This is a genomic window from Rhodococcus sp. T7, from assembly GCF_009872365.1.
Taxonomy (GTDB): domain Bacteria; phylum Actinomycetota; class Actinomycetes; order Mycobacteriales; family Mycobacteriaceae; genus Rhodococcus_F.
The window spans coordinates 15,140-39,602 of record NZ_WXYH01000353.1 but is presented as its reverse complement, the minus strand read 5'-3'; the positions used below and the strand labels follow the sequence as shown (position 1 = coordinate 39,602).

Sequence of the window (24,463 nt, the reverse complement as noted above, 5' to 3'; positions counted from 1 at the left end):
GTTGTGTTCAACGTGATGTTTGTGGAACCCCGAATCCCACCCAACACCGGCAACGCCATCCGCATGGTGGCGGGCACCGGTTGCGAACTGCACCTCGTGGGACCGCTCGGGTTCGACCTGTCCGAACCGAAACTGAAACGGGCCGGGCTCGACTACCACGACCTGGCGTCGGTGACCGTGCACGAGAACCTGGAGGCGGCCTGGGCGGCGGTGGAACCGGCGCGGGTGTTCGCATTCACCGCGCACGCCACCGTGTCGTACGCCGACATCGCCTACCAGCCCGGCGACGTCCTGCTGTTCGGTCCGGAACCCACCGGGCTGTCGGCGGAGGTGCTGGCCGATCCGCACGTGACGGAGCGAGTCCGCATCCCGATGTTGCCCGGCCGGCGGTCGCTGAACCTGTCCAACGCCGCGGCCCTCGTGACGTACGAGGCGTGGCGCCAGCACGGATTCAGCGGGGCTGCGCTGTAGCTCCGGCAGTCACGGCCCCGACCCCCGCGGCCGCGCCGGCACCGAGTGCGATGTCGAGGAAGTCCCGGGCCGCACCCTGCACCCCACGCACCGGGTCCCAGACGGCGGACAGCCGCCGCGGCAGCGTCAGCCCCTCCACCTGAACGGAGGCGAGCCTGCCGTCCGTCAGGTCGGCGGCGACCGCCAGCGAGGACAGCACCGCCGGAGCGTTGCCCGCCACGACCGCCGCCTTCACCGCCGTGCACGACGTCAGCTCCAGCAGCGGCGGCACGCACTGCGGGACCGCGTTCTCGAGGGTGGTGCGCGTTCCGGACCCGGATTCGCGCTGGATCATCGGGGTCGCCGCGAGTTCGGACACCGGAATCGGTGACCGGCGCACCCATTCGTGCTCCGGCGGCACCACGACCACCAGGTGGTCGCGGCCGATCTCCCGCACCTGCAGTCCCGCGGGAATGTCCGGGCCCTCGACGAACCCGAGGTCAGCCTCGCCGGACAGCACCCGGGCGGTCACCTCGGACGAGTTGAGCAGCCGCACGTTCGTGACCACGTTCGGGTACTTGCGCCGCATCGCGACGGTCCACCCGGGAACCAGGTACTCGGCGATCGTCATGCTGGCCGCGACCGTGAGGCCGGCCTGCCGTTCCCCTCGCAGCGCCGCGACTCCCGACGCCAACTCCTCCGCGGTGGCGAGGATGTGACTCGCCCATTCGAGGATGAGCGCGCCCTCCGACGTGGGCCGCACCCCGCTGGCGCCGCGGCTGAACACCTTGATGCCGAACTGACGCTCGGCCGACCGCACCCGGGCGCTGACGGCCTGCTGACTGAGACCGTGCTCGCGCCCCGCCGCACCCATGCTCCCGAGCCGCTCGACGGACAGCAGGACGTCGAGGGCACTGAGTTCGGGTACTCGGGGAGACAGCGGCACAACCCAAGGCTAGTCCCACAAACGTGATTTGTGGGCATTCAACGACAAGCCTTCTACCGGCCACGACGATGCGACGGCAAGCTCTGGGTATGACCCCGAATTGGTTCGCAGCAGTGATGGGCACCGGCATCCTCGCAGTCGTCGCCGCCGCATTTCCGGCCGGCGTTCCGGTGGTCCGGACGGCCTCCGAGGTCTTCTGGCTGATCGCCGTGACGCTGCTCGTGCTGCTGACGACCGCACTGGTGCGGCACTGGATCCACCGCCGCGACGACGCCCTCGCCGACGCCCGCAGCCACACGATGTTCCCGTTCTACGGCGCCGTGTCGATGGCGGTGCTGACCGTCGGCGCCGGCACCGGATCAGCGGGTCGCGCGCTTCTCGGCGACGTCGCCGTCCCCGCCTCGGCCACACTGTGGACGATCGGGACCGGCATCGGGCTCGTCACCTACGCCGTCATGGCCCGCAGGCTGACCCGGCCCCATCAGGTGACCCCGGTGCCGTCCTGGCTCATGCCCGTCGTGCCGCCCATGGTGTCGGCCGCCTCCGGAGCCGCACTGGTCAAGCACCTCCCCGAGGGCGCACCGCAGATCGCGATGCTGGCGGTCTGTTACTCGCTGTTCGCGCTGGCGCTGAGCGCCGCACTGACCGTCGCCGTCGTCGTCGGACGCCATTTGCTGAGCAACGGACTCCCCGCCACCCCGCTCGTGCCCACGCTCTGGATTCCGCTCGGCGTGATCGGGCAGTCGGTGGCGGCGATCAATCTGCTCGGCGCGGCGTCCGGCCACGCCTGGCTCCACAGTGTGGGCGTCGTCTACGGGACCACCGTCGGCGCGCTCGGCGTCCTCGCCCTCGCGACCGTGGTCACCGTGACCGCCAGGGCCTTTCGCCGCGGGCTGACGTTCACACCCGCCTGGTGGAGCTTCACGTTCCCCGTCGGCACCTGCGCTCTGGGCGCGAACTCGCTCGGCCTGGCGACGGACTCCGTCGTGATCGTCGGCGCAGGCGTGGCCCTGTGGTGCGCGCTGGTCGTCATCTGGGGCACCGTCGCGGTCCACACGCTGCGGCACGCCGCCGGGCAACTGGGCGAACGCGGCACCCGGGACGGCGTCCTCGCCTACAGCGTCAGCCGCTGACTGCGAGTCACGCGCCGGACTCGGTAACTACGAGTCACGCGCCGGACTCGATGGGGCGGCCGGACTGCATCCACGCGGACGTCCCGCCCGCCACCGACACGGCGTTGATCCCCCGCGCATTCAGGTACTCCGCCGCCTGCAGGCTCCGGCCGCCGACCGCGCAGATCACGTAGACGACGTCGGCATCCGGGATCTCGTCGACGCGCGCGACGAACTCGCTGAGCGGAATCAGCGTCACCCCGGGAACCCGGGCCTGGGCGTACTCGTCGGCCTCGCGCACGTCGATGACGGGGGCGCCCGACGCCAATGCGCCGTCCAGGGCATTCAGGTCGACTTCGATCATGGGGTCTTCGCCTCTTCTCGTTCCGGCGCCGGGCCCGACGGGGGGCTGGGCGGCCTGTTGTACGTCCGGCGCAGACGGTACGCGCCGTACACGACCAGTGCGATGACGGCCACGAAACCGAACCAGGGAATCAGCGCCCCCACGACCACGGCGCCGGCCGCGATCGCCGACAGCAGGGCGTTCCAGCCCGCGACGACGCCTTCCCAGAAGTTGTCCGGACCGGTGCTCGGCCGTTCGGCATCGGTGGTGGTGACGTCGATCATGATCGTGGCCAGCGCCACCTGGTCGCTCAGCGATCGCTTCTGAGCGGTGAGGCTGTCCAGTTCGCCCTGCCGCTCGGACAACGCCTTCTCGGCCTCGATCAGATCCGCGGTGTTCGCGGCCGACGTGATGAGCCCCTGCAGGCGGGTGACGGACGCCGTCAACGCGCCGATCCGGGCGTCGAGATCCTGCGACTGCATCGTCACGTCGCTCTTCGTGACACTGACGCTGGTGACCTTGCCCAGCTCCCGCAGATCGTCCAGCGTCCGGGTGAGCGAGTCGGCGGGTACCCGGATGGTGAGGGAACTGCTCGCGTCCTGGTCGTCGGAGCCCGGCTGTTCGGTGAGTTGGTCGATGCGCCCGCCCAGATCGTCGACCTTGTCCACGATCTGCCTGCCGACGGCCACCGGGTCGCCCGCGGTGAGCGCGACCTGACCGGTGATGATCTCCTGGCGCTCGGTGGGCGCCTGGTCTTTCGCGGGTTGCTGTACCGCGCCACCGATTTCCATCCGGCTCGAGTCCCCCGGCGAGGGGGCGGGCGACGACTGGGAGGAGCCGCTGTTCGAACCCCCGCACCCCGCGAGCGCCAGCGTGGCCACGACGATCGCCGACAACACGTATCTCCTCATGACCAGATGCTAGCGGTGCGCGCGCTCATCGGAAGTCCCTCGATTTGGCGGACACCCGCAAATCCATCAGCTGCAACCGATCCGCCACCACCGTCACCGCGCCCTCCGCGTTCTGCACCTTGCCCCGGACCAGCAGTGCGGGTGCCGTGTTGGCGAGCTTGCGGTACTTCGCCCACAACCCGACCGAACAGACGACGTTGACCATCCCGGTCTCGTCCTCGAGGTTGATGAACGTGACCCCCGCCGCCGTCGCCGGGCGCTGCCGGTGTGTCACCGCCCCACCCACCAGAACCCGGTCCCCGTCGGGAACGTCGAGCAGGTGCGCCGCCGGAATCACCCCGAGCGCATCGAGTTGCGGGCGCAGGAACTCGGTGGGATACGTGTCCGGTGACACCCCGGTGGCCCACACGTCCGCCGCGGCCAGTTCGAGATCGCTCATCCCCGGCAGGGTCGGCGCGCGGGTGGACGCCCCGATTCCCGGCAACCGGTCGCGGCGCTCCCCCGCCGCGGCGCCCGCCGCCCACAACGCCTCCCGCCGGGACAACCCGAAACTGTCGAGAGCACCTGCGGTGGCCAGCGATTCGGCTTGCGCCGTGCTCAGTTCCACCCGGCCGGTGAGGTCGAGGAACGACATGTACGGCCCGCCGTCGCCGCGGGATTCGACGATCCGCTCGGCCAGCGCGGTCCCGATGTGCCGCACCTCCCCGAGCCCGAGCCGCACCTCCGTCCCGCCCGCCTCGACTGTCGCGTGCGCGAGGCTCGCATTGACGTCCGCGCCGTGCACCCGCACCCCGTGCCTGCGGGCGTCCGCCACCAGCGACTGCGGCGAGTAGAACCCCATCGGCTGCGCCCGCAGCAGACCGGCGCAGAACGCCGCCGGGTGATGCAGCTTGAACCACGACGAATAGAACACCAGGGCCGCGAAACTCTGCGAATGACTTTCGGGGAAACCGAAATTCGCGAACGCGTACAGCTTCTCGTAGATCCGGTCAGCGACGTCCTCGCCGATCCCGTGCAGGTCCCGCATGCCCTGGTAGAGCCGCCCCCTCAGCCGTTCCATCTTCTCGGGCGACCGCTTGGACCCCATCGCCCGGCGCAGCTGGTCGGCCTCGGCCGGGCTGAAACCCGCCACGTCGACCGCCATCTGCATCAGCTGTTCCTGGAACAGCGGCACACCCAGCGTCCGCTTCAGCGCCTTCTCCAGGGACGGGTGGTCATAGGTCACCGGTTCGAGCTTGTTGCGGCGGCGGATGTACGGGTGCACCGATCCGCCCTGGATCGGGCCGGGGCGGATGAGCGCCACCTCCACCACCAGGTCGTAGAAGTTCCGCGGTTTCAGCCTCGGCAGGGTGGCCATCTGCGCCCGCGACTCCACCTGGAACACCCCCACCGAGTCCGCCCGCTGCAACATCTCGTAGACGGCCTCCTCGGACAGGTCCAGCTGCGCCAGATCCACCTCGATCCCCTTGTGCTCGGCCACGAGGTCGATCATGTAGTGCAGCGCGGAGAGCATGCCGAGGCCCAGCATGTCGAATTTCACCAGACCCACCGCGGCGCAATCGTCCTTGTCCCACTGCAGAACACTGCGGTTCGCCATGCGCGCCCACTCAACCGGGCACACGTCGGCGATCGGCCGGTCGCAGATCACCATGCCACCCGAGTGGATGCCGAGGTGCCGCGGAAACCCCTCGATCTGAGCGGCCAGTTCGAGGACGGCGGGCGGAATGTCGGTGCCGGCCTCCTTCCCGATCCCACCCCAGCGGCTGACCTGCTTGCTCCACGCGTCCTGCTGCCCCTGCGAGAAACCCAGTGCCCGGGCCATGTCCCGCACCGAGGACTTTCCGCGGTACGTGATGACGTTCGCCACCTGCGCCGCGTACTGGCGTCCGTACTTGGTGTAGACGTGCTGGATGGCCTCCTCCCGGCGGTCGGATTCGATGTCGACGTCGATGTCCGGGGGGCCGTCGCGTTCGGGCGAGAGGAAACGTTCGAACAGCAGCTTGTTGCGGACGGGATCCACGTTGGTGATGCCGATGGCGTAGCAGACGGCGGAGTTGGCCGCCGAACCCCTTCCCTGGCAAAGGATGTCGTTGTTCTTGCAGAACGACACGATGTCGTGGACCACCAGGAAGTAGCCCGGGAAGTTCAGTTCGGTGATGATGTCCAGTTCGTGCTCGATCTGCCGGTAGGCCTCCGGCCGGTCCGCAGGCGCGCCGTAGCGGCGGCGGGCCCCGTCCATCGTGAGACTGCGCAGCCAGCTGGCCTCGGTGTGCCCGTCGGGAACGTCGAACGGGGGCAGTTGCGGCGCGATGAGCCGCAGGTCGAACGCACACTCCAGGCCGAGTTCCGCGGCACCGCGGACGGCGTCCGGGTACGCGGCGAACAGGTGCGCCATCTCCTCGCCGGACCGCAGGTGCGCTCCCCCGGCGGGCGCCAGGCGCCCGGCCGCGTCGTCGAGACTCTGCCGGGCCCGGACCGCGGCCATCGCCATGGCCAGCCTCCTTCGCGGCGGTCCCGCGAAGTGCGCCGCCGTGGACGCGATCACCCGAAGTCCGTGCCGCTGTGCGAGTTCGGCGAGGCAGGCGTTGCGCTCGGCGTCCTCCGCGACGCCGTGATGAGTGAGTTCCACCGTGACCCGGTCGGCCCCGAACCGGTCGATCAGTTCCCGGAGCCGGACGGCCGCGGCGTCCGGGCCGCCGCCGGCCAGTGCCTGACGCACATGCCCCTTCCGGCAGCCGGTCAGGATCTGCCAGTGCCCGCCGGCCGCATCGGCGAGGCCGTCGAGGTCGTAGCGCAGCCTGCCCTTCTCCCCTCCCGCGAGATGCGCCGCCGCGATCTCCCGGGAGAGCCGCCGGTACCCCTCCTGGCCTCGCGCCAGCACCAGCAGGTGCGCGTCGTCCAACGTCAGTTCGGACCCGAACACGGTGCGCATGTTCAGTTCCTTCGCCGCCTCGGCGAACCGGACCACACCGTAGAACCCGTCGTGGTCGGTGAGCGCGATGGCCTCCAGACCGAGCCGGACGGCCTCCTCCACCAATTCTTCCGGCGGGGAGGCGCCGTCGAGGAAGCTGAACGCCGAGTGCGCGTGCAGTTCGGCGTACGGCACAGTGGAACCGGGACGCTCCTGACGGCCCGCCCGGTACTCCCCCCGTTTGCGCGACCACGCGGGACTGTCGCCGCCGTCGCCCGGATACATCGACTCCGGGTCGACCCGCCCCGGCCTGCCCGACAGGACGCGTTCCATCTCGGACCACGTCGGCGGACCGTTTCCCCAACCCATCGGGCACACCTCTTCATGTCGTGCACGTGCCGTGCCTGAGCACGCCGTGCCTGAACACAGGGAAGATGCCGCCGGGGAAGACGCATCATTCGAACTGGAGTTCGACTACTTCAGTCTGCCATCCCACTCACGGGCCGGTCAACGCGGCTCACGTCACGAGCGCGGCCAGACCTCTCAGACGGTCCTCGGCAGGCCTGCGCGGGCAGCTCACGCACTTGCCCGAGCCGGGGGTCTCGTAGATCAGGCAACACGACGCCCGCTGCGTGAACCGGCACGACAGCGTCCCGGCCCGGACGTCGACGAACCGCGGGTCCGGCAGCACGACACCGGCGTGGCGCAGTGCGTCCACCAGACCGCGGGCGAAGATGCTGCCGCGGACGCGGTCGCCGCACGCCGTTCCCGCGTCGAGGGCCCGGTTGGCGATCGAATCCGTCGCGATCGCCCACATCGCGGCGTGCCGCACCCCGGATGCGGCAGCAAGCGCATCGACGATCGACGTCAGCGCCGCGGCCATCTCCGCCGCGAGTTCGGACAGCCCCTCGGTGACCGGCAGCCCCGACGACGCGGTGATGCCGCCGAGGTACCCGTCGTCCCGCAGGAATGCCACGGCGTCGCCGAGCCCCGGGTGAGCGGCGACACCCGTGACGAGCGCGGTCGCGATCGGGATCCCGGTCAGCGTCGAACTGGCCGAGTACCACCACAGGGTGCCGTTGACCCGGGGGTCGTCGCTGCCCCACCGCGCCGCCGTGTCCGCCACCCGGTCCGCGAGCCAGCCGGGATCGGTCAGCAATGCGGCCGGGAAGGACGCGGCGCCGGGGTGTGCGATCTGGTCGGCGATCATCGGGACGCGGCGGGCGGTCACCTCGTACGCGCGCCGCAGTTGCTCATCCATCGGCCAGCCCCAGGATCTCCATCGACAGCCGCGGACTCGACCGCACGACGGCGCGGATGCCGAACACCCCGCCGAGCACGGTGTCGTCCAGGACGTCGGCGGGCGGACCGGTGCTGATCACCCGTCCATCGTGCAGCACGGCCAGGGTGTCGCAGTACTCCACGGCCAGCCGGAGGTCGTGCATGGTCACGACGATCGCGAGACCGTCGCACGCGAGGTCGCGCAGCAGGGTCATCACCGTCAGCTGATGCCGCAGGTCGAGGTGGTTGGTGGGTTCGTCGAGCAGCAGGACCCGCGGCTGCTGCGCGAGAGCCCGGGCGATCGACACCCGCTGACGTTCCCCGCCGGACAGCGTCTGCACGTCGCGGCCGGCGAGTTCGGCCAGCCCCACCTGCCGGATGCACGTCTCCACGATCTCGCTGTCGACCCCGTTCGCCCGTTCGAACCAGCCCCGGTGCGGGACGCGTCCGAGCGACACGGATTCGCGCACGGTCAGTCCCGCGGACACCCGCGGTTCCTGGGTACTCGCGCCGATCGTGCGGGCGAGTTCTCGTCTGCCCAGATCGGCGCTGTCCGTTCCGTCGACGACGACGGCGCCCGCGGTCGGGGTGAGCGCGCGGTAGCAGCAGCGCAGCGCCGTGGTCTTCCCGGAACCGTTGGGCCCGACCAGCGCCAGCACCTCACCGGGGCGGACGGCGAGGTCGACGCCGCGCAGCACTTCCCGCGACCCGAGTTCGGCGCGCACCCGGTGCAGGCTCAGCGCGGTCACCGCTCGGCCCTCCCGTACTGCCGGTACAGCATCCACACGAAGATCGGTGCTCCCACCAGGGCGGTGACGACGCCCACGGGGACCTCGACGCTCCGCGCGACCGACCGCGCGGCCGTGTCCGCCGCAACCATCGCGATCGCGCCGAGAAACGCGGCGACCGGCAGCAACCGGACCGCGCGGGCCCCTACGACGTACCCGGCCAGGTGCGGCACGAGCAGGCCGATGAAGCCGATGCCGCCCGCGACGGACACGGCCGCCCCGGCCAGCATCGACACCCCGAGCAACTGCACGACGCGGAAGCGCCGCACGTTCATGCCGAGGGCGGCGGCGCCGTCGTCTCCCGCCTGCAGCAGGTCGATATGGCTCGCGCTCAGCATCATCGCCGCCCCCACCGTCGCGAGTGCGAGAGCCGGGAAAATCAGCGTCGCCCAGCGTGAGTCGCCGAAACCGCCCGCCAGCCAGTGCATCACCGAACTCAGTTGGTGCTCGTCCGCGACGACCAGGATCGAGAAGGTGATGAGAGCGGAGAACACCTGCGCCGACGCGACACCCACGAGGATGACGGCGGTCGGCTGCGGATACCGGCCACCGATCGCCAGTGACAGGAACAGCGGTACCATCGCGCCCAGGAACGCCGCGGCGGGAATCGTGAACGCGCCGAGCGCCCCCACCCCGAGCCCGAGCACCGTCACCACCACCACGCCGAAACCCGCGCCCGAGGACACCCCGAGCAGATACGGGTCGGCCAGTGGATTCCGGGTCACCGCCTGCGCGACGGCGCCGGCCAGGGCGAGCGCCGCCCCGACGACCGCGGCGGTCAGCGCCCGCGGCAGCCGGGAGTCGAGGACGATCGATTCCCGCGCCTGCGACCACCAGGAGTCGAACGCGCCGGGCGCCACCCGGTGCGCGACGATCGCCCAGACGTCGCCGACCGGGATGCGCACCGAACCGAACGACACCGCGAGGCCGAGGACGAACAGCGTCGCCAGCGCGAGCAGCATCATCAGGCCCGCGAACCCGAGGCGGGCGCGGACCGGGTGCGGCGCCGCGACCGGCGGCGCAGCGCGTTCAGCGGTCGTCGTCATCGGGCACCGACGGCGTCCGGATGCAGCGCCCGCGCGATCGTTTCGACCGACCGCACCAGCCGCGGGCTCTCGAAGAAGTCGTCGAGCGGCACCACCACGAAACGACCGGCCTTCACGGCGGGCGTCTTCGACATGATCGGGTGCGACGTCAGGAAATCGATCTTCGCCTGCGCGCTCGTCGTGCCGTAGTCGAGGACGACGATCGCCTCCGGGGCGCGCTCACCGATGACCTCCCACGTGGACTGCGAATACGGCTTCTGTCCCTCGGCGAAGAGGTTGGCCGCACCCGCGTGGTCCGCGATGATTTGGCCGACACCCACACCGCCGATGGTCAGCGGAACGTCCTCGCCGGAATCGTAGAAGAACGTCGGAACCGGCGTGGTGCCCGCGATCTCGTCCCGGACGGCCTGCAGTCCGGACGTCACCCGGTCGGTGACGGCGCGTGCCTCGTCCGGGACGCCGAGAATCTCACCGAGCTGCGTGTAATCGCTGCGCAGCAGCCCGATGTCGGGGAAACCCTGCCCGCAGTACTCGGAGAACAGGAACGTCGGAATGCCCTGTTCGCCGAGGGATTCGCGCGAGCGCCCCGCCTTCTCGTCGAACGCGCTGCGCATGCCGCCGACCACCAGGTCGGGGTCGAGGTCCAGGATCTGTTCCCGGGTCGGGTATTCCTTCGCGAGTTTCGGGATCTTCGCGAAGGCGTCCGCGAACTCCGGCAGCGGGGTCGCGTCGCCGTAACCCGTGCCGACGATGCGATCGCCCGCCCCCATCTCGATCAGCACCTCGGTGACGTGATCGTTCATGCTGACGATGCGCTGGGGCGGCGCGTCGAACGTCTCCGTTCGCGCGCAGTTGGTGACGGACACCGGTTGGGCGAAGGATTCGGTGGAAGCGGTCTGCCCCACGGACTCCCCGCGTGAACATCCGGTGACCACCAGCGCGGCCGCGGCGAGCGTGACCAGAGCGGAACTTCGGAACAACTGACTGTGCATGTAGACCTCATTGCGGCTCAGAGCCACGAATGAGAAGCCGGCAGACGCCCACGAGGAGGCGCGCCTGCGGGACTCCGCTTCGTAGACCACGACGAAAAGGATGTCGCACACCACACGCCGGGTAATCGGGCTCGCCACCGAAAAGCTCTGGTGGCCTACCGTTGCGGGTCAGCGCCGGATTCGGACCGGCTTCCCCCGTGCGTGTGACTGCAAGTGCACTGCCGAGTATGCACGATTCGCCGGGACCCGCGTCACACCCCCACCGGCATTCCCTCGATCCGCACTACAGTCGGCAGTCGCAGCCGACCGCCCCCGACCACCCGGAGTTGACGCATGACACGTTGGGCCTCGACCGTTGTTTCACGCAAATGGTGGGTCCTGACCCTCGCCGTGCTCGCCGTCCTGGTGAGCGGCGTGTGGGGCACCGGTGTGTTCGCGAAGCTCAGCTCGGGCGGATTCATCGACCCCGGTAGCGAATCCGCCGAGGTGGCGCGAATCGTCGAGGACAATCTGGGTCCGCAGACGCCGGACATCATCGCCATCTACACCGCACCCGACGGGAAGCCCCTCGACGACATCGGCCCCGAGGTCACCGCGAGCCTCGACCGGTTCGCCGCCGAGGTGCCGACGTATTCGGTGACGTCGTACTGGACGGCGGACGCCACGCGGAAGCAACTGATGGTGTCGGAGGACGGCACCAAGGCGTCGGCCGCGATCACCGTCGACCCGGATGCCGGGATCACCGCCGCCACGTTCAACGACCTGCTGCCGAAGCTCGAGGTGGAGGGCGTCGACACCGAGTTCGCGGGCAACTCGGTGGTGGGTGTGGCGTTCAACAACCGGCTGCAGCAGGACCTGGTGCGGGCCGAGGCGATCGCGCTGCCGATCACTCTCGTGTTGCTGGTCTTCATCTTCGGCGGACTGGTCGCCGCCGCCGTGCCGGTGTTCGTCGGGCTTCTCTCGATCTTCAACGCCCTGGCGACCCTGCGCCTGCTAACCCTGTTCACCGACGTCAGTTCGTTCGCGATCAACGTGGCGTCCCTGCTCGGCCTGGGGCTCGCGATCGACTACGGACTGTTCATCGTCGGCCGTTTCCGCGAGGAACTCGAGTCCGGCGCCGACGTCGCCGAGGCGACCCGGCGGACCGTCCTGACCGCGGGCCGCACCGTACTGTTCTCCGGACTGCTTCTCGTGTGCGCGTTCTCGGGGATGCTCGTGTTTCCGCAGGACGTGATCAAGTCGCTCGGGTTCGGTGCGATGGCCGCCGTCGCGAGTGCGGCGCTGCTGTCCCTCACCGCGGTACCTGCGCTGCTCGCGATCCTCGGTCACCGCATCAACGCGCTGAGCTGGCGCAAGGACGCGGCGCAGCGCGGCGAGGTGCGCGCCCGCAAGTTCTGGGGCTCCGTCGTCACCGCGGTGATGAGGCGGCCGGTCGCCATCGCGGTCGGGATCGTCGCGGGCCTGATGGTCCTCGCCGCGCCCCTGCTCAGCGCCTCGCTCGGCGAGGTCACGTACACGGCGCTGCCCGAGAACGATCCCGCGCGTATCGCCACCGACACCCTCACCACCGAATTTCCCACCACCGGAAACGGCGCCACCCTCATCCTCCGGGGCACCGACGGCACCGCGCCCACCGCCGCCGACGGAGCCGCAGTGGCCCAGGCCGCAGGCCAGGTGCCGGGCATCGGCGCGGCCACCGTCGTCGCGGCGGGCGGCGAACTGGTGGCCGTGCAGGCCGTCTACTCCGAGGGAGTGACCACCGACGACCAGAGCGCGGCGGTGGTGGGTCTCCGCGCCATCTCCACCCCCGAGGGAACCGAACTCCTCGTCGGCGGCGGCCAGGCGACCGTCGACGACGGCAACACCGCGATCGTGCACTGGATGCCGGTCATGATCGCGATCATGGTGGGTTCGACGCTGGTGCTGCTGTTCCTGGCGTTCGGCTCGGTGGTGCTGCCGATCAAGGCGGTCGCGATGGCGGGACTGAGTCTCGCCGCCACGTTCGGGGTGCTGACCTGGATCTTCGAGCTGGGACACGGAGCGGGTCTGCTCGGGGTCAGTCCGGCACCGCTCGAGGCGACGTTCGTGGTCCTCATCCTCGCCGTCGTCTTCGGCCTGTCCACCGACTACGAGGTGTTCCTGATGTCGCGCATGGTCGAGGCGCACGAGGCGGGCGCGACGACGGAGGAGGCGGTGCGTTTCGGCACCGAGCGCACGGGCCGGATCGTGACGGCCGCCGCGCTGCTGCTCGTGGTGGTGACCGGGGCGTTCACCATCTCCGGTCTGTCGATCATGCGATTCCTCGGCGTGGGCATGATCGTCGCGCTGCTCGTCGACGCGACAGTGGTCCGGATGCTCCTCGTTCCGTCCCTGGTGAAGCTGATGGGCGAGGCCAACTGGTGGGCTCCGGTGTGGATGAAGAAGGTGCACGCCAAGGTGGGTCTCGGCCACTAGTGCATTATCTTACTTTGGAGTAAGTTCGGGGCATGGCCACCTACCTCGTCACCGGCGGTACCGGATTCCTGGGCCGGCACGTGCTGCCCCTGATCCTCGACCGCGATGCATCAGCCGAGATCCACGTCCTCGTCCGGCGCGCGTCCGTCGCACGACTGGAGGCACTCGTCGACGGCATGCCCGGCGGCGAACGGGTGCATCCGCTGATCGGTGACCTGACCGAGCCCGGCCTCGGACTCGAGTCCGCCCCCGCGGCCGATCACGTCCTGCACCTCGGCGCGATCTACGACCTCACGGCCGGCGACGAGCAGGCCGCCACGAACGTCGACGGCACCCGTTCCGTCATCGCGCTGGCCCGGGAACTGGATGCGACTCTCCACCACGTCTCCTCGATCGCCGTCGCGGGAGATCACGAAGGCCCGTTCAGAGAAACCGATTTCGATCTCGGCCAGGGCTTCCCCACCCCGTATCATCGCACCAAGTTCGAGGCCGAGAAACTGGTCCGCGACGCCGAGGGCCTGCGCACACGCATCTACCGCCCCGCCGCGGTGGTCGGCAGTTCCGTCACCGGCGAGATGGACAAGATCGACGGCCCGTACTACCTCTTCCCCGCCATCGCGGCACTCGCGAAACTCCCCGCGGCCCTGCCCGTGGCGGTCCCGAAGATCGGGGCGACCAACGTCGTGCCCGTCGACTACGTGGCGGCGGCCGTCGTGGAACTGATGACGGCGCCGGGACGGGACGGCCAGACGTTTCACCTCGTCAATCCGCGCCCCCAGCCGGTCCGCGAGATCTACGCCGCGCTCGCCGAGGCGGCAGGCGCACCGCACCCCGCGATCGGCCTGCCCGGCGAACTCGTCCGCCCGTTCCTCACCCCCACCCCCGACTCCACCCTCGACGCGGGACGCAAGGCCGTGCTCGACGCACTCGGCATCCCGCCGGTGCTCGTCGAGAACCTGACCCTGCCCACGGTGTTCGACGACCGCGATACCCGGGAGGTGCTGCGCGGCACCGGCATCGAGGTGCCCCCCTTCGCCTCGTACGCCGGCAGGCTGTGGACGTACTGGCGCGAGAACCTCGACCCCGACCGGGCGCGCAGGCCCCACCCCGCCGGACCGCTCGTGGGCAGGCACGTCGTGATCACCGGGGCGTCGTCCGGGATCGGCCGGAGTTCCGCGATCGCGACGGCCCGCAAGGGCGCGAAGGTCATCCTCCTCGCCCGGCGCGCCGCGGAACTCGACGCCGTGGTCGCCGAGATCCGCGCGGCGGGCGGCGAGGCCTACGGCTACCCCTGCGACATCACCGACGACGAGTCGGTCGAACACACCGTCAAAGCTGTTCTCGCCGAACACGATCACGTCGACATGCTCGTCAACAACGCGGGTCGCTCGATTCGCCGGGGGCTGTACCACTCGACGGACCGGTTCCACGATTTCGAACGGACCATGGCCGTCAACTACTTCGGCGCGGTCCGGCTGATTCTCGCCTTCCTCCCGCAGATGCGCGAGCGGCGGTTCGGCCACATCGTCAACATCAGCAGCGCCGGGGTCCAGGGCGCGACCCCGCGGTTCGCCGCCTACGTCGCCAGCAAATCGGCCCTCGACGGATTCACCGACGTCGCGGCATCCGAAACCCTTTCGGACGGAATCACGTTTACCACCATCCACATGCCGCTGGTCGAGACGCCGATGATCGCGCCCACCGGCCGGTACAACATCGGGCCGATCACGTCCCCGGAGAAGGCGGCCGCCATGGTCGTCCGGGCGCTGATCGAACGCCCCAAACGCATCGACGTCCCGACCGGCACGCTCGGTGAACTCGGCCACGTCTTCGCACCGGCGGTCAAGGATCGCGTGATGCACCAGATGTACCGCATGTTCCCCGATTCACCGGCCGCGAAGGGAACCAGCACGGACGACGCGGCACCGGCCCCTCGTCGCACGCCGGAACCCCGGCCCCACACGTCGTCGGTGCTCGGCCGCGCCGCCCGGAAGGTCGGAAGGCTGGTGCCCGGCACCCACTGGTGACCGCCTCAGGGGGCGAGGGCGCGGACTCCGGTGGCGACGACGGGTCGCACCGGCTTCGGCGCCGCCCCACAACTCGCGGGCCGTGGCGGCAGTTCCCGCTCCTCGAGGTCGACGACCCAGCGACGCCCGTCGCGATGGGTGACAACCGAATTCGCGTCCACCGTCAGCTCGCCGGCGGCGGCGTCGACCAGATCGCGAACGGCGAGTTCCGCCACCTGCCGCGGGGTGTCCCAGCAACTGCGGCCGCGCAGCCCGCTCCGGTACACCTCGCCCCGGGCGGCGGCGCGGACCGTCTCGACGCTCTGCTGCGCCGACAGCCGGCCGTACGTGTAGCCCGTGGGCAGCAGGATCAGCGACGGCGCGAACCGATGCCCGCCCGTGTGCGAGCACTCCCACACCGCGTCGCCGAACTCCGCGGCCAGACCGGCCGCGACCGGCCGCCCGAGCACGGCGCAGCACTGGTCCCTCTTCCCGTGCGCGCACACCAGGGCGACGGGGTCCGTCACCGGCGTGCCGAGACCGGGTGCCGGTCCCGCGACCAGACCGAGGTCCAGGTCGAGCAGGTCTTCCGGGTAGCCGATCTCCAGCCGCTCGCACCACGACCGCGCGGGATGCGACTGCGCCAGCAGCACCGTTCGCCGATCCGGTGACGCGGTGCCGCGGCCGGGCCGGCGGATGAACATGATCCGCACCCCGGCGGCGTCGGCGCGGACGTCGAGTTCGCGGGCCAGGTCCGGACCGAGCGCGGTGCCATCGAGCACGTCCCGGCCCCACGCACCGGGGAATTCCAGGCACACCCAGCCCCTGACGTGCGCAGCGGTGCCCGCGAGGGGTTCGTCGGTCGCGGACAGCGCGGAACAGGTGGCGGTGATCGTGTCGGGCACGCTGCCATTGTGTCAGTAGCCGAAATCGGTCAGTCGTGGAACTTCCTGCGCTCGGCCAGCTGCTGGACGAACTTCTCGATGCGGCGGGCACGCGTCTCCGGGCGTTTGGCGTCCTGCAGGCGGTAGTAGACGGCGTACCGGTTGTGGCTGTCGAGTGTCGCGTAGAAGGCCTCGGCCTCGGGATTCCGCGCGAGGGCGTCCAGGAAGTCCTGCGGTATCTCCGCCGCCTTCTGTCCCGCGTACGCGCGGTCCCAGCGGCCGTCGGCCCGGGCCCGCTCGACTTCGGCCATGCCCGCGGGCTCGAGGAGACCGGCCTCGGCGAGTTTCTCCGCGAACTCGCGGTTCCGCTTCGACCACGGACTCCGCGACGAGCGTGGGGTGAACCGCTGCACGAAGAAGTCGTCGTCGACGCGGCGCACCTGGCTGTCTATCCAGCCGTAGCACAGCGCGACCTCCAGCGCCCGGTCGTAGTCGATCGACGAATGCGCCGACCCCTTCTTCGCCATCTTCAGCCAGATACCAGGCGAGGAGGCGTGATGAGCGGCGAGCCACTCCCGGAACTCGGCCTGGCCGGTGAAGTACTCGACGCTCAGCTCGGCAGCACCCATGCGCCTGAATCTAGCGGGAGAACAGCTTTCCCGCCCAGACCCTCACGAATCCCTGGGACAGGTACCCGAGCGCACCGAGCGCGAGCACCCATTTGGTGACGCTGACCGCGCTGGTGGTCCGTACGGTCGCGTCGGTGATGTGCTCACGGTGGGACAGCAGATGCAGCCCGACGACGTTCTCGGCATAGTCGCCCGCCGCCGAGATCACCGGCGCCACCGCCAGCACCCTCTGCGTTCTCGGCGACAGCGGGGTCAGTTCCGCCAACCGCCGGGCACCCGTGCGCAACGCGACGGCGTAGATCAGCGGGTGGACGAAGTCCGGGTAGTAGTGGCTGCGGTAGCGCGCCGTGTCGGAGGCGGTCATCCCGTCGAGGATCGCCGTGTAGTCCCGCGCGGAGCGGGCCGTCTGGATCTCGGCGAGCCGGGGTGCCACGGGACCGAGCAGGCGGATGATGTTCGCCTGCGAGATCACGAATGCTGCGGACCAGCCGAGGAGTCTGCGGTCGAGTGCGGTGAGCGCCATGAGCAGATCCTGCCATTGCCACCGCGGAGTGTGTCTCAGCCGGCAGCCTCGGACATCGCCTCGGCGTCCTCCTCGCCGAACTTCTCCTCGAGCGCCTCGGGCGAGTAGTCCAGGTCGATCTCCTCGACCGGGCGTCCGCGCGCGGACTCGATCGCCCCCAGCCTGCGCTGCGCCCGGTCCGCGGCGTACGCGATGAACTCCTGCGGGTCGAGCCCGTACGGCTGGACCTCGAATTGCTTGTTGACCCAGTCGATCATGCCCAGTGCCAACGGCATCAGCTCCGCCATCCGCTCCTGAACCACGCCCCAGTTGCCGTCGTCGGCGGCGACGTGCCGGCGACACGTGAACGTACCCCACGCCATGTGGCGTCGTTCGTCGTCGCCGATCCTGCGGACGAGTTCCTGCATTCCCGGCAGGATTCCGCGCGTCGTGCACACCTTCTGCCACGCGTAGTACCCGGTGAGCGCGAGGCTGCCCTCGATGACGTGGTTGTAGGTGACGCTGGCCCGCACCTGATTGGCCGGGCTGGGATCGGTCTCGAGGACCTTCAGCGATCCCGGCAACTCCTCGTAGAACAACTGCCGGTAGAACGGGTTGTCGGCGACGAACGGGTGCAGGTCCCGGGTCAGGCCCACCGCGTCCATCCACAACCGGAACACCTGGGTGTGCTTGGCCTCCTCGAAACAGAACTGCGTCAGGTACATCTCGTCGCCGAAGCGGCCCTCGGCGGCCATCGCCTTCATGAACGGCTGGATGTCCTCGGTGACCGCTTCCTCACCGGCGATGAACTGTGCGACCAGATACGTGGAGTTCCGCTGCTGCTCCGAGTTCAGCCCCTCCCAGTCCTCCGCGTCCCGGCTGAAGTCGAGGTCCGTGGGGTTCCAGAATTTGGCGTTGCCCTTCGTGAACAGCCGCAACGGGAACGCGTCCCAGTTGAGTCCCCCGTCGCGGAGCGAGCTGAACCCTTGCCTGCCGGGCGCGTAGGGACGTCCTGGCGTGAGTGTCGACATCGTGGGTCCTTCTTCCTCGGTCCGAGCCCCCTCTTTCCGTTTCCACGCTAGTCCTGTCGAGGCCGCCGCGGTTTACATTTTCGGACTTTTTGTCAGCTTGCCCGAGGCTGCATCAGAAACGGCAGGACCTCCGCCGCGAACTCGTCGTACCGGTCGCGGTGAATGCTGTGCCCGCCGGGAAACACCACCACCCGGCACCTCGGTATCGCCGCGACCGCGGATTCGAGCTTGCGCGGGTCGACCATCCCGCCCGGTCCGCCGCGCAGAATGAGCGTGTCGGCCTCGATGTCCGGCAATCGGTCCCACCACAACGGATCCGGGCGGCGGAACTGCTCGAGCGCGGAGCCCGTCATCGACCGGTCGAAGGCGAACACGGCCCGCGGATGCCGGACGACGCTCGTCGTCGCGTGCCACAGTTCCGGCAGCGACGGCAACCGGTTCGCGAACACCTGTTCCGGGTCACCGGGACGCAACGGGAGCGGGGCCTCCTCGATCACCAGCCGGCGGACCAGCCCGGGTCGGGCCTGCGCCGCGAGCGACGCGGCATGACCACCGAGCGAATGCCCGACGAGATCCACCCTCGTCAGCCCCAGGTTGTCGCACACCTCCACCACGTCGGCGCCGAACTCCTCGAACCGATACGACCCGGCCCGGGCACTGCGACCGTGCCCCCGCAGATCCGGGACGAGGACGCGTCTCCCCTGCGCGACGAGTGCGCGGGCGAACCGGTCCCAGGTGCCGCCGTCACCGCCCATCCCGTGCACCAGCACCACCGGCACGGGACAGACGTCCGCCGACACCGACGGCTCACCGCTGTCCCGATAGGCGATCTCGATGCCGGTACGCGTCGGGGTAGTCCGAGTCGTGTCCACGACAATCCAGACTAGCGAGCACCGGCACCCCGGCCGCGGACTACCGGCCCGACCCGTACGGGCGGGTGATGATCTCCAGGTAGTGGCCGGACGGGTCGAGGAAGTAGACGCCCCGGCCGCCGTCGTTGGTGTTGATGGTGCCCGGCAGCGTCTGCCGCGGATCCGCCCAGTGGTCGAGACCCCACTCGACGATCAGGTCGTAGATCCGGTCGAAGTCGTCTTCCCCGACGAGGAACGCGTAATGCTGCGGCTGGAATTCGATCGGCGGTTCCGCGAAGTCGAGGGACACCCCGTTGTCGAGGGCGACCGCCAGGAAATGTCCGGCGGGCACGGCGTCCGGCAGCCCGAACAGCGTGGTGAAGAACGTCGCCGACTCCTGCTTGTCCTTGGCGGCGACTATCGTGTGGATCAACTACTCGGCCGTAAAGGGCCGGGTTTGCTGCTCACGTTCCCACTGGCTGTGGGAAGGGTGGCTGCTATAGGCGCGGTTGATTGGGCGGCCCTGTACATGCGATGCCCGAGTGCGGCGATATTGCAGGCCGCGTTGTGGTCGGCATGACCGGCCCACTGGCATTGTCGGCATCGGAACGTTGCCTGCGAGACCCGGTTCGCCTTGTCGCAGTACCCGCATTGTGAACAGGTACGCGAGGTGTTCCGGGGATCGACGACAGCGACGGGCACCCCAGCCATCTCGGCCTTGTAGATGATCTGCGCTCGAAGCTGGGCGAAACCCCAGGAGTGGAGTTGGGTCCGCTGCTGTCGTGCTAGCCGTACCCGGTCGCGGATACCCGACAGGTCTTCCATCGCGATCCCCCGACCGGTGCGTTGTGCACTGGCAACAATAGTTTTCGACAGTTGGTGGTTGATGTCGGTGGCGAACCGCTGTTCCTTTCGTCGCCGTGTTTTCAATTTCCGTTTCGCCGATTTCGTGCCGACTCGTTGCAGACTCGCGCGTAGGTCGGCGTCCTTCTTCCGGCGCGCCGTCACGGCCCCGGCGGACCACCGCACGTCGAGGTCAGCGGGATCGTCGTCGGTGGTGACGGCGAGGTTCACAATTCCCAGATCCACACCCAACCAGCCCACGGCGGTGTCCGGCGGCGCGGCCGGTTCCGGCGAGGGCGCGTCCACGGTGGCATGCAGGTAGAAGTGACCGTCGCGGTAGACGAGGTCTGTTTCCCCTTTGCGGTCCGCGAGGAGTGCGTGTTGCCACGGCGCGCACACGAACCGCACACCCCGCATCCGGCCCACGGTGGTCCAGATCGACACGGTCGAGGACTCCACCTGCCACGACAGGCACCTGTCGTCGAACGGTTGGGCAGCAAGTGGCCGGAATTCGACTGCGGTACCTGCCACCGCCATATACCGTTTCGAGCCTGACTGACCGTAGTTTCCGTTGGTCAAGTTCGCCTGCCGGGCGGTGTACGCGTCGGCAACCTTCCGCAGAACATGCAACGTCGGCTGGGCGGAGAGCCCCCGCGCCTTCACCATCGGATACAGCGCGACTTGCAGCGCCCGTCGCGACCGCTGTCGCATCGACTGAGCCAACCCGGACATCTCGTTGGCAATATCGTTGCACACCAACAATGTTGATTCCAGCGCCGCGAACTGATCGGATGTGGGCACGAGCTTGACCACGACAATCCGTTTCACCTCGCACCCACCTCTGCTAGCCAACGAGCGTTCACCGATCCGATGCCGACGCGTGCACAGATCATGACAGCGGGGTCCGACAAGTCCGGGGTATCCACTACCACCCACAGCGCAGCTCTGCGCCTTGATCAACAACGGCAAAGGCGTATCCGCCCGCTGCCTGCGGCAGGAGTTCCCCAAACCCATACGCAAACACTTGTGGGGCAACCACCTCTGTCCGCCCTCCCACTTCCGCTGCATCCGCATGCGGAGCGCCGTTGTTGACCACCGCCGACTACATCACCAACCAGAAACGACCCGACCCGCCACACCCACATCCACCCCGAAACGACCCCCACCACAGATCAGCGTGCTCCCGGAACTGAACAGCCAGGAATCCGCCGATAGCTCAGGTTGAGAAAATGGTCACAGTCGACCCTTCGAGGTATGCCATGAGCCGACGACGCGACCGCGGCCGGCCTCCATGCCTGACGCTGTCCGCCACCGGCACGCGACCCTTTGCACAGCAAAGCATTTCGGACGTCCGGTCCGCAAGGGAGGCCGGTGCGCATGTTACGTCGCCCGCCCCACCCGATACCGCAACGTGACGACGCCGGAGTCATACCCCTTGGACTCCAGCAACGTCAGCGAATGCATTCCGGTGTCCTCGTCGAGGAACCTGCGCCCGTGCCCAAGTAGGACGGGAATCACGTGTAGCTGGATCTCGTCGACCAGTTCGGCCGCGAGCAGCGACCGCGCGAGGGAGATACTCCCCCAGACGATCATGTCGCCACTCTGCTCCTGCCGCAGTCGCTGCACCCGGTCCACGGCATCGCCCGACCACAGCTGCGCCGGCTCCCGATCACCCCACGGGGCACTGTCCAGCGTCGAGGAGAACACCAGTTTCGGGATCGAGTTGACGGTCTCTGCCACGACTTCGCCCTGCGCCTGTTCCGTGGGCCAGTAGTCCGAGAACATTTGATACGTCCTGCGCCCCAGCAGGGCGAGGTCCGTGCCGGCGAGCAGCCGCAGGTTGTACCGGTCCACCTCACCGTAATCCGGCACCGCCTCGAAGAAGTCCAGCTCACCGGACCGCCCGGCGACGAACCCGTCGAGGCTCGTCAATTCCTGGACGACGACCCTGCGGTGCGGAACGCCGCGCCCCGTGTCACTCATAGATTCCCTCCACCGACCAGCGGCCTGCCGTGCAGATCACCAGCAGCGCCCGCGACTCCTCCAGCAGCACCTGCGCCCTGGCCGCCGTCCGCGCTGCCGGAGGGTCCCACCACCGCTCGTCCACCGGCCACGGTCCGGCCCATCCGCACACCGCCCACTCTCGACTCCCCCACCGCAGCCGCGCGGGAGGCGCGCTGAACACACCACGTTCCGTGACCGTCACAGCCATACCCCGCTCGTCCGACATCCACACCTCCGGATACGCGGTCAGCACCGCGGCGGGCGCCGGTTCCGGCAACGTGCCCGGCCACGGCTCCGACGGATCGTTGCGAGGAATCAACTCGTCGCCCAACGGCAGCAACGTGATGCGTTCCGCCGGTCCCCGACCGCCGCTGAGGACACCTACCTGCACGGCTTCCCCGCCGAGCAGGCCCTGCACCCGCACCAGGGCCCGCCGGGCCCGTTCGTCCTGATCGCCGACCCCACCCCACAGCCCCAGCTGCAGGGCGCCTGCCGCCACCACTTCCACCGGCTCGAGCCGCAGGACGGCGATACCGGCGGTGGGCCGCTTCTCGCTGCGACCGGTCAGCCACCCGTCCAGCTGCCACCGCACCCGGTCCGCCGTCGCCTCCGGGGTCAGCGGTTCCGCGCACCTCCAGATCCGGGACAGTTGTTCACCGTTGCCGGTGCTCGCCGAGATCGACAGCCGGGTGCAGGCCACCGCGGCATCCGACAGTGTGCGATGAAGCTTCTCCGCCAACGCCCGTCCCGCGAAGGCGGCGGCGTCGACCCGTTCGATGACGGGATCGCACCGTTCCTCGACCTCCAGGTCCGGAGGCAGCGACCGCCCCGACGGCGGACGCTCCGGCTCACCCCGTGCGGCCCGGTGCGCCAGCACCGCATCGGTTCCGAACCGCGACGCCACATCACCCGCCGACAGTGCGGCGAAACTGCCGATCGTGCGCAACCCGAGCCGGTGCAGCAGATCGACCAGCCCCCCGCGATGCGGCGCCGCGAGGCTCGGCTCCGCGGCCAATTCCCGCATCGGAAGCGGCGCCAGGAAGGCCGCCCCCTCACCGGGTGGCACGAGAGTTGCTCTGCGCGCGGCGATCACGGCCGTGGACAGCTGATCGGCGATACCGACCTGGCATTCCACCCCCACCGCCGACACCTGGTCCACGAGCCGTTCCGCGGCGGCTTCCTCCGAACCGAAATACCGGGCGACGCCGCGAGCGGACAGCACCACGAGACCGGGCCGCAACACCTCGACGCCGGGCGCCACCGCGTCGACGGCGGAGGCGACCGGCTCGAACAGCCGCGCGTCGCGGTCGGGATCGGCTGCCACCACGTGCAACCGGGGACACCGGGCTTGGGACTCGCGGCGGCGCAGACCCCGCCGCACCCCGTCCGCGCGGGCCGGTGCCGAGCAGGCGATCACCCGGTTGCCCGACGTCACCGCCACCGGATGAGTGGGCGGAAGATCCGCGGCGGCGGCCGCCGCGACCGCGGGCCAGTCGGGGCACCACAGTGCCAGCACCCGGCTCACAGGCCCACCACCTCCACCGGTTCCGGGAAGGGGACGTTCCCGAGAGGCACCACCGGTTCCGGAGCGCCCACCCATTCCACCCGGCCCTGCGCCGACCGCACGTCCAGCCGGGTGGTGCGCGGCTGGAACGACCGCCCCCGGGCGCACACCGCCAGGCTGAGGGACCGCAACCGCCCGCAGCCCCGGTCCTGAGATCCGTTGCCCAGCCCGGCATAACCGTGCACCCGCGCCTCCAGCCGCATCTCCGCGCCGTCCCAGTGCCCGTCCGTGACGACCAGGGTCGCCCCCTTGCTCCGGGCGCGGGCCACCACCGCACGCGCACGGGACGGCGCCACCGACGCCCCTCCCAGCCCGAGCACCACCAGATCCATTCCGTCCAGCAGCACCGCGGCGATCTCCACCGGATCGGCGCCCGGGTCCGGGATCAGGGCCAGCCGTTCCAGTTGCGCGCCCATCTCGACCGCGGCCAGCACCCCGAGCCGGGGATGCCCGATCACCGCGACGTGACCGCCGCCCGCGGTCACGGACGCGACCAACCCCAGCAGGAGTGAGGTGGCACCCGACACCGACACCACCGAACCGCGCACCAGCCCGCCCCGGGGAAGAAGGCCGGCCAGCGCGGCCGGAACCGGAAGCACCCCGGCGGCATGGGAATCGGGAGCCGTGGACGTGCCCGTCGCAGGAAACCCGCCGTCCACCGGGGCCCGGCCCGCCACCGATTCACCGCGCGCGGGAACAGCGGCCATCCGCCGCCGGAGGTAGTCCAGACGCTCCTGCCGGGACAGCCCGGACAACTCGGGAGACCCCGGCACCGGAAACCCCGGCTCGCCGGCCACTTCAGCCAACTGACACCCCTGACACTCGACACCAACAGCGGTCGGCAACCACGGGGAAGACGCGGCTCGAACAGACGCTTTGTTCGAACGTATTTTCGAACCCGTTTCCAGTAAAGCC

The 24,463-nt window shown here is 69.6% G+C and carries 22 protein-coding genes and 1 riboswitch; of the genes, 4 read left to right on the top strand and 18 right to left on the bottom strand.

Features of this window, described 5'->3' with window-relative positions:
- The first annotated feature begins 3 nt into the window (after positions 1–3).
- Positions 4–471: a tRNA (cytidine(34)-2'-O)-methyltransferase gene (locus MLGJGCBP_RS35270; protein ID WP_160101579.1), complete on the top strand. Its 468-nt coding sequence runs from the start codon at positions 4–6 to the stop codon at positions 469–471.
- Here MLGJGCBP_RS35270 and MLGJGCBP_RS35265 read toward each other — a convergent pair.
- Positions 452–1,396: a LysR family transcriptional regulator gene (locus tag MLGJGCBP_RS35265; RefSeq protein WP_087558397.1), complete on the bottom strand. Its 945-nt coding sequence runs from the start codon at positions 1,394–1,396 to the stop codon at positions 452–454. The genes MLGJGCBP_RS35270 and MLGJGCBP_RS35265 overlap by 20 nt on opposite strands.
- A gap of 89 nt (positions 1,397–1,485) precedes the next feature.
- Here MLGJGCBP_RS35265 and MLGJGCBP_RS35260 point away from each other — a divergent pair, with 89 nt between their 5' ends.
- Positions 1,486–2,529: a TDT family transporter gene (locus tag MLGJGCBP_RS35260; RefSeq protein ID WP_160101577.1), complete on the top strand. Its 1,044-nt coding sequence runs from the start codon at positions 1,486–1,488 to the stop codon at positions 2,527–2,529.
- Positions 2,530–2,563: 34 nt separating this feature from the next.
- Here MLGJGCBP_RS35260 and MLGJGCBP_RS35255 read toward each other — a convergent pair whose 3' ends face one another.
- The 7 genes from MLGJGCBP_RS35255 to MLGJGCBP_RS35225 all read right to left on the bottom strand — a co-directional run bounded on the left by MLGJGCBP_RS35255 (position 2,564) and on the right by MLGJGCBP_RS35225 (position 10,780).
- Entirely contained in the window at positions 2,564–2,872 is a 309-nt protein-coding gene (locus tag MLGJGCBP_RS35255; RefSeq protein ID WP_087558399.1) for a rhodanese-like domain-containing protein, read from the bottom strand.
- Positions 2,869–3,762, bottom strand: coding sequence for a DUF4349 domain-containing protein (locus MLGJGCBP_RS35250; RefSeq protein WP_160101575.1), 894 nt, complete (start codon positions 3,760–3,762; stop codon positions 2,869–2,871). The genes MLGJGCBP_RS35255 and MLGJGCBP_RS35250 overlap by 4 nt, the downstream gene beginning before the upstream one ends.
- A gap of 25 nt (positions 3,763–3,787) precedes the next feature.
- Positions 3,788–7,042 carry an error-prone DNA polymerase gene (locus MLGJGCBP_RS35245; RefSeq protein WP_160101573.1) on the bottom strand — a complete coding sequence of 1,085 codons (3,255 nt, stop codon included), beginning with the start codon at positions 7,040–7,042 and terminating at the stop codon, positions 3,788–3,790.
- Between the two features lie 148 nt (positions 7,043–7,190).
- Positions 7,191–7,934 (bottom strand): (2Fe-2S)-binding protein, encoded by a 744-nt coding sequence (locus tag MLGJGCBP_RS35240; protein ID WP_160101571.1) that lies wholly within the window; start codon positions 7,932–7,934, stop codon positions 7,191–7,193.
- Entirely contained in the window at positions 7,927–8,703 is a 777-nt protein-coding gene (locus MLGJGCBP_RS35235) for an ABC transporter ATP-binding protein (RefSeq protein WP_160101569.1), read from the bottom strand. The genes MLGJGCBP_RS35240 and MLGJGCBP_RS35235 overlap by 8 nt, the downstream gene beginning before the upstream one ends.
- Positions 8,700–9,788 (bottom strand): FecCD family ABC transporter permease, encoded by a 1,089-nt coding sequence (locus tag MLGJGCBP_RS35230; protein WP_160101567.1) that lies wholly within the window; start codon positions 9,786–9,788, stop codon positions 8,700–8,702. The genes MLGJGCBP_RS35235 and MLGJGCBP_RS35230 overlap by 4 nt, the downstream gene beginning before the upstream one ends.
- Entirely contained in the window at positions 9,785–10,780 is a 996-nt protein-coding gene (locus tag MLGJGCBP_RS35225) for an ABC transporter substrate-binding protein (RefSeq protein ID WP_160101565.1), read from the bottom strand. Before MLGJGCBP_RS35225 ends, MLGJGCBP_RS35230 begins: the two co-directional genes overlap by 4 nt.
- A gap of 99 nt (positions 10,781–10,879) precedes the next feature.
- A riboswitch (cobalamin riboswitch) is annotated at positions 10,880–11,009 on the bottom strand.
- Positions 11,010–11,113: 104 nt separating this feature from the next.
- On the opposite strand from MLGJGCBP_RS35225, the gene MLGJGCBP_RS35220 reads away from it, so the two are divergent.
- Together MLGJGCBP_RS35220 and MLGJGCBP_RS35215 are read left to right on the top strand one after the other, a co-directional pair.
- Positions 11,114–13,234: an MMPL family transporter gene (locus tag MLGJGCBP_RS35220; protein ID WP_160101563.1), complete on the top strand. Its 2,121-nt coding sequence runs from the start codon at positions 11,114–11,116 to the stop codon at positions 13,232–13,234.
- A 32-nt stretch (positions 13,235–13,266) separates the two neighbouring features.
- On the top strand, positions 13,267–15,261 hold the full coding sequence (locus MLGJGCBP_RS35215; protein WP_160101561.1) for an SDR family oxidoreductase: 1,995 nt from the start codon (positions 13,267–13,269) through the stop codon (positions 15,259–15,261).
- Between the two features lie 5 nt (positions 15,262–15,266).
- On the opposite strand, the gene MLGJGCBP_RS35210 is transcribed toward MLGJGCBP_RS35215, so the two are convergent.
- From MLGJGCBP_RS35210 to MLGJGCBP_RS35165, 10 genes are all read right to left on the bottom strand, one after another.
- On the bottom strand, positions 15,267–16,145 hold the full coding sequence (locus MLGJGCBP_RS35210; protein WP_160101559.1) for a sucrase ferredoxin: 879 nt from the start codon (positions 16,143–16,145) through the stop codon (positions 15,267–15,269).
- A 29-nt stretch (positions 16,146–16,174) separates the two neighbouring features.
- Positions 16,175–16,753 carry a YdeI/OmpD-associated family protein gene (locus MLGJGCBP_RS35205; RefSeq protein WP_160101557.1) on the bottom strand — a complete coding sequence of 193 codons (579 nt, stop codon included), beginning with the start codon at positions 16,751–16,753 and terminating at the stop codon, positions 16,175–16,177.
- Between the two features lie 10 nt (positions 16,754–16,763).
- On the bottom strand, positions 16,764–17,276 hold the full coding sequence (locus tag MLGJGCBP_RS35200; RefSeq protein ID WP_160101555.1) for a hypothetical protein: 513 nt from the start codon (positions 17,274–17,276) through the stop codon (positions 16,764–16,766).
- Between the two features lie 35 nt (positions 17,277–17,311).
- The gene (locus MLGJGCBP_RS35195) at positions 17,312–18,286 is read right to left on the bottom strand and encodes a R2-like ligand-binding oxidase (RefSeq protein ID WP_160101553.1); all 975 of its coding nucleotides are present in this window, start codon (positions 18,284–18,286) and stop codon (positions 17,312–17,314) included.
- A gap of 92 nt (positions 18,287–18,378) precedes the next feature.
- Complete coding sequence (locus MLGJGCBP_RS35190; RefSeq protein ID WP_160101551.1) at positions 18,379–19,158, bottom strand: alpha/beta fold hydrolase; 780 nt, start codon at positions 19,156–19,158, stop codon at positions 18,379–18,381.
- A gap of 40 nt (positions 19,159–19,198) precedes the next feature.
- Positions 19,199–19,570, bottom strand: coding sequence for a VOC family protein (locus tag MLGJGCBP_RS35185; RefSeq protein WP_160101549.1), 372 nt, complete (start codon positions 19,568–19,570; stop codon positions 19,199–19,201).
- The gene (locus MLGJGCBP_RS35180; protein ID WP_160101547.1) at positions 19,567–20,808 is read right to left on the bottom strand and encodes an RNA-guided endonuclease InsQ/TnpB family protein; all 1,242 of its coding nucleotides are present in this window, start codon (positions 20,806–20,808) and stop codon (positions 19,567–19,569) included. The genes MLGJGCBP_RS35185 and MLGJGCBP_RS35180 overlap by 4 nt, the downstream gene beginning before the upstream one ends.
- A 552-nt stretch (positions 20,809–21,360) precedes the next feature.
- A complete protein-coding gene (locus tag MLGJGCBP_RS35175; protein WP_160101545.1) occupies positions 21,361–21,963 on the bottom strand; it encodes a dihydrofolate reductase family protein in 603 nt (200 codons plus the stop codon).
- The gene (locus MLGJGCBP_RS35170; RefSeq protein WP_160101543.1) at positions 21,956–23,509 is read right to left on the bottom strand and encodes a DNA polymerase Y family protein; all 1,554 of its coding nucleotides are present in this window, start codon (positions 23,507–23,509) and stop codon (positions 21,956–21,958) included. Before MLGJGCBP_RS35170 ends, MLGJGCBP_RS35175 begins: the two co-directional genes overlap by 8 nt.
- Positions 23,506–24,345: a hypothetical protein gene (locus MLGJGCBP_RS35165; RefSeq protein ID WP_160101597.1), complete on the bottom strand. Its 840-nt coding sequence runs from the start codon at positions 24,343–24,345 to the stop codon at positions 23,506–23,508. The genes MLGJGCBP_RS35170 and MLGJGCBP_RS35165 overlap by 4 nt, the downstream gene beginning before the upstream one ends.
- Positions 24,346–24,463 lie beyond the last annotated feature (118 nt).

Bases quoted from the DNA above. Each gene is read 5' to 3' on its own strand.
- MLGJGCBP_RS35260 (WP_160101577.1), top strand. From the start codon at position 1,486: ATGACCCCGAATTGGTTCGCAGCAGTGATGGGCACCGGCATCCTCGCA.
- MLGJGCBP_RS35255 (WP_087558399.1), bottom strand. From the start codon at position 2,872: ATGATCGAAGTCGACCTGAATGCCCTGGACGGCGCATTGGCGTCGGGC.
- MLGJGCBP_RS35250 (WP_160101575.1), bottom strand. From the start codon at position 3,762: ATGAGGAGATACGTGTTGTCGGCGATCGTCGTGGCCACGCTGGCGCTC.
- MLGJGCBP_RS35245 (WP_160101573.1), bottom strand. From the start codon at position 7,042: ATGGGTTGGGGAAACGGTCCGCCGACGTGGTCCGAGATGGAACGCGTC.
- MLGJGCBP_RS35240 (WP_160101571.1), bottom strand. From the start codon at position 7,934: ATGGATGAGCAACTGCGGCGCGCGTACGAGGTGACCGCCCGCCGCGTC.
- MLGJGCBP_RS35230 (WP_160101567.1), bottom strand. From the start codon at position 9,788: ATGACGACGACCGCTGAACGCGCTGCGCCGCCGGTCGCGGCGCCGCAC.
- MLGJGCBP_RS35225 (WP_160101565.1), bottom strand. From the start codon at position 10,780: ATGCACAGTCAGTTGTTCCGAAGTTCCGCTCTGGTCACGCTCGCCGCG.
- MLGJGCBP_RS35220 (WP_160101563.1), top strand. From the start codon at position 11,114: ATGACACGTTGGGCCTCGACCGTTGTTTCACGCAAATGGTGGGTCCTG.
- MLGJGCBP_RS35215 (WP_160101561.1), top strand. From the start codon at position 13,267: ATGGCCACCTACCTCGTCACCGGCGGTACCGGATTCCTGGGCCGGCAC.
- MLGJGCBP_RS35205 (WP_160101557.1), bottom strand. From the start codon at position 16,753: ATGGGTGCTGCCGAGCTGAGCGTCGAGTACTTCACCGGCCAGGCCGAG.
- MLGJGCBP_RS35200 (WP_160101555.1), bottom strand. From the start codon at position 17,276: ATGGCGCTCACCGCACTCGACCGCAGACTCCTCGGCTGGTCCGCAGCA.
- MLGJGCBP_RS35195 (WP_160101553.1), bottom strand. From the start codon at position 18,286: ATGTCGACACTCACGCCAGGACGTCCCTACGCGCCCGGCAGGCAAGGG.
- MLGJGCBP_RS35175 (WP_160101545.1), bottom strand. From the start codon at position 21,963: ATGAGTGACACGGGGCGCGGCGTTCCGCACCGCAGGGTCGTCGTCCAG.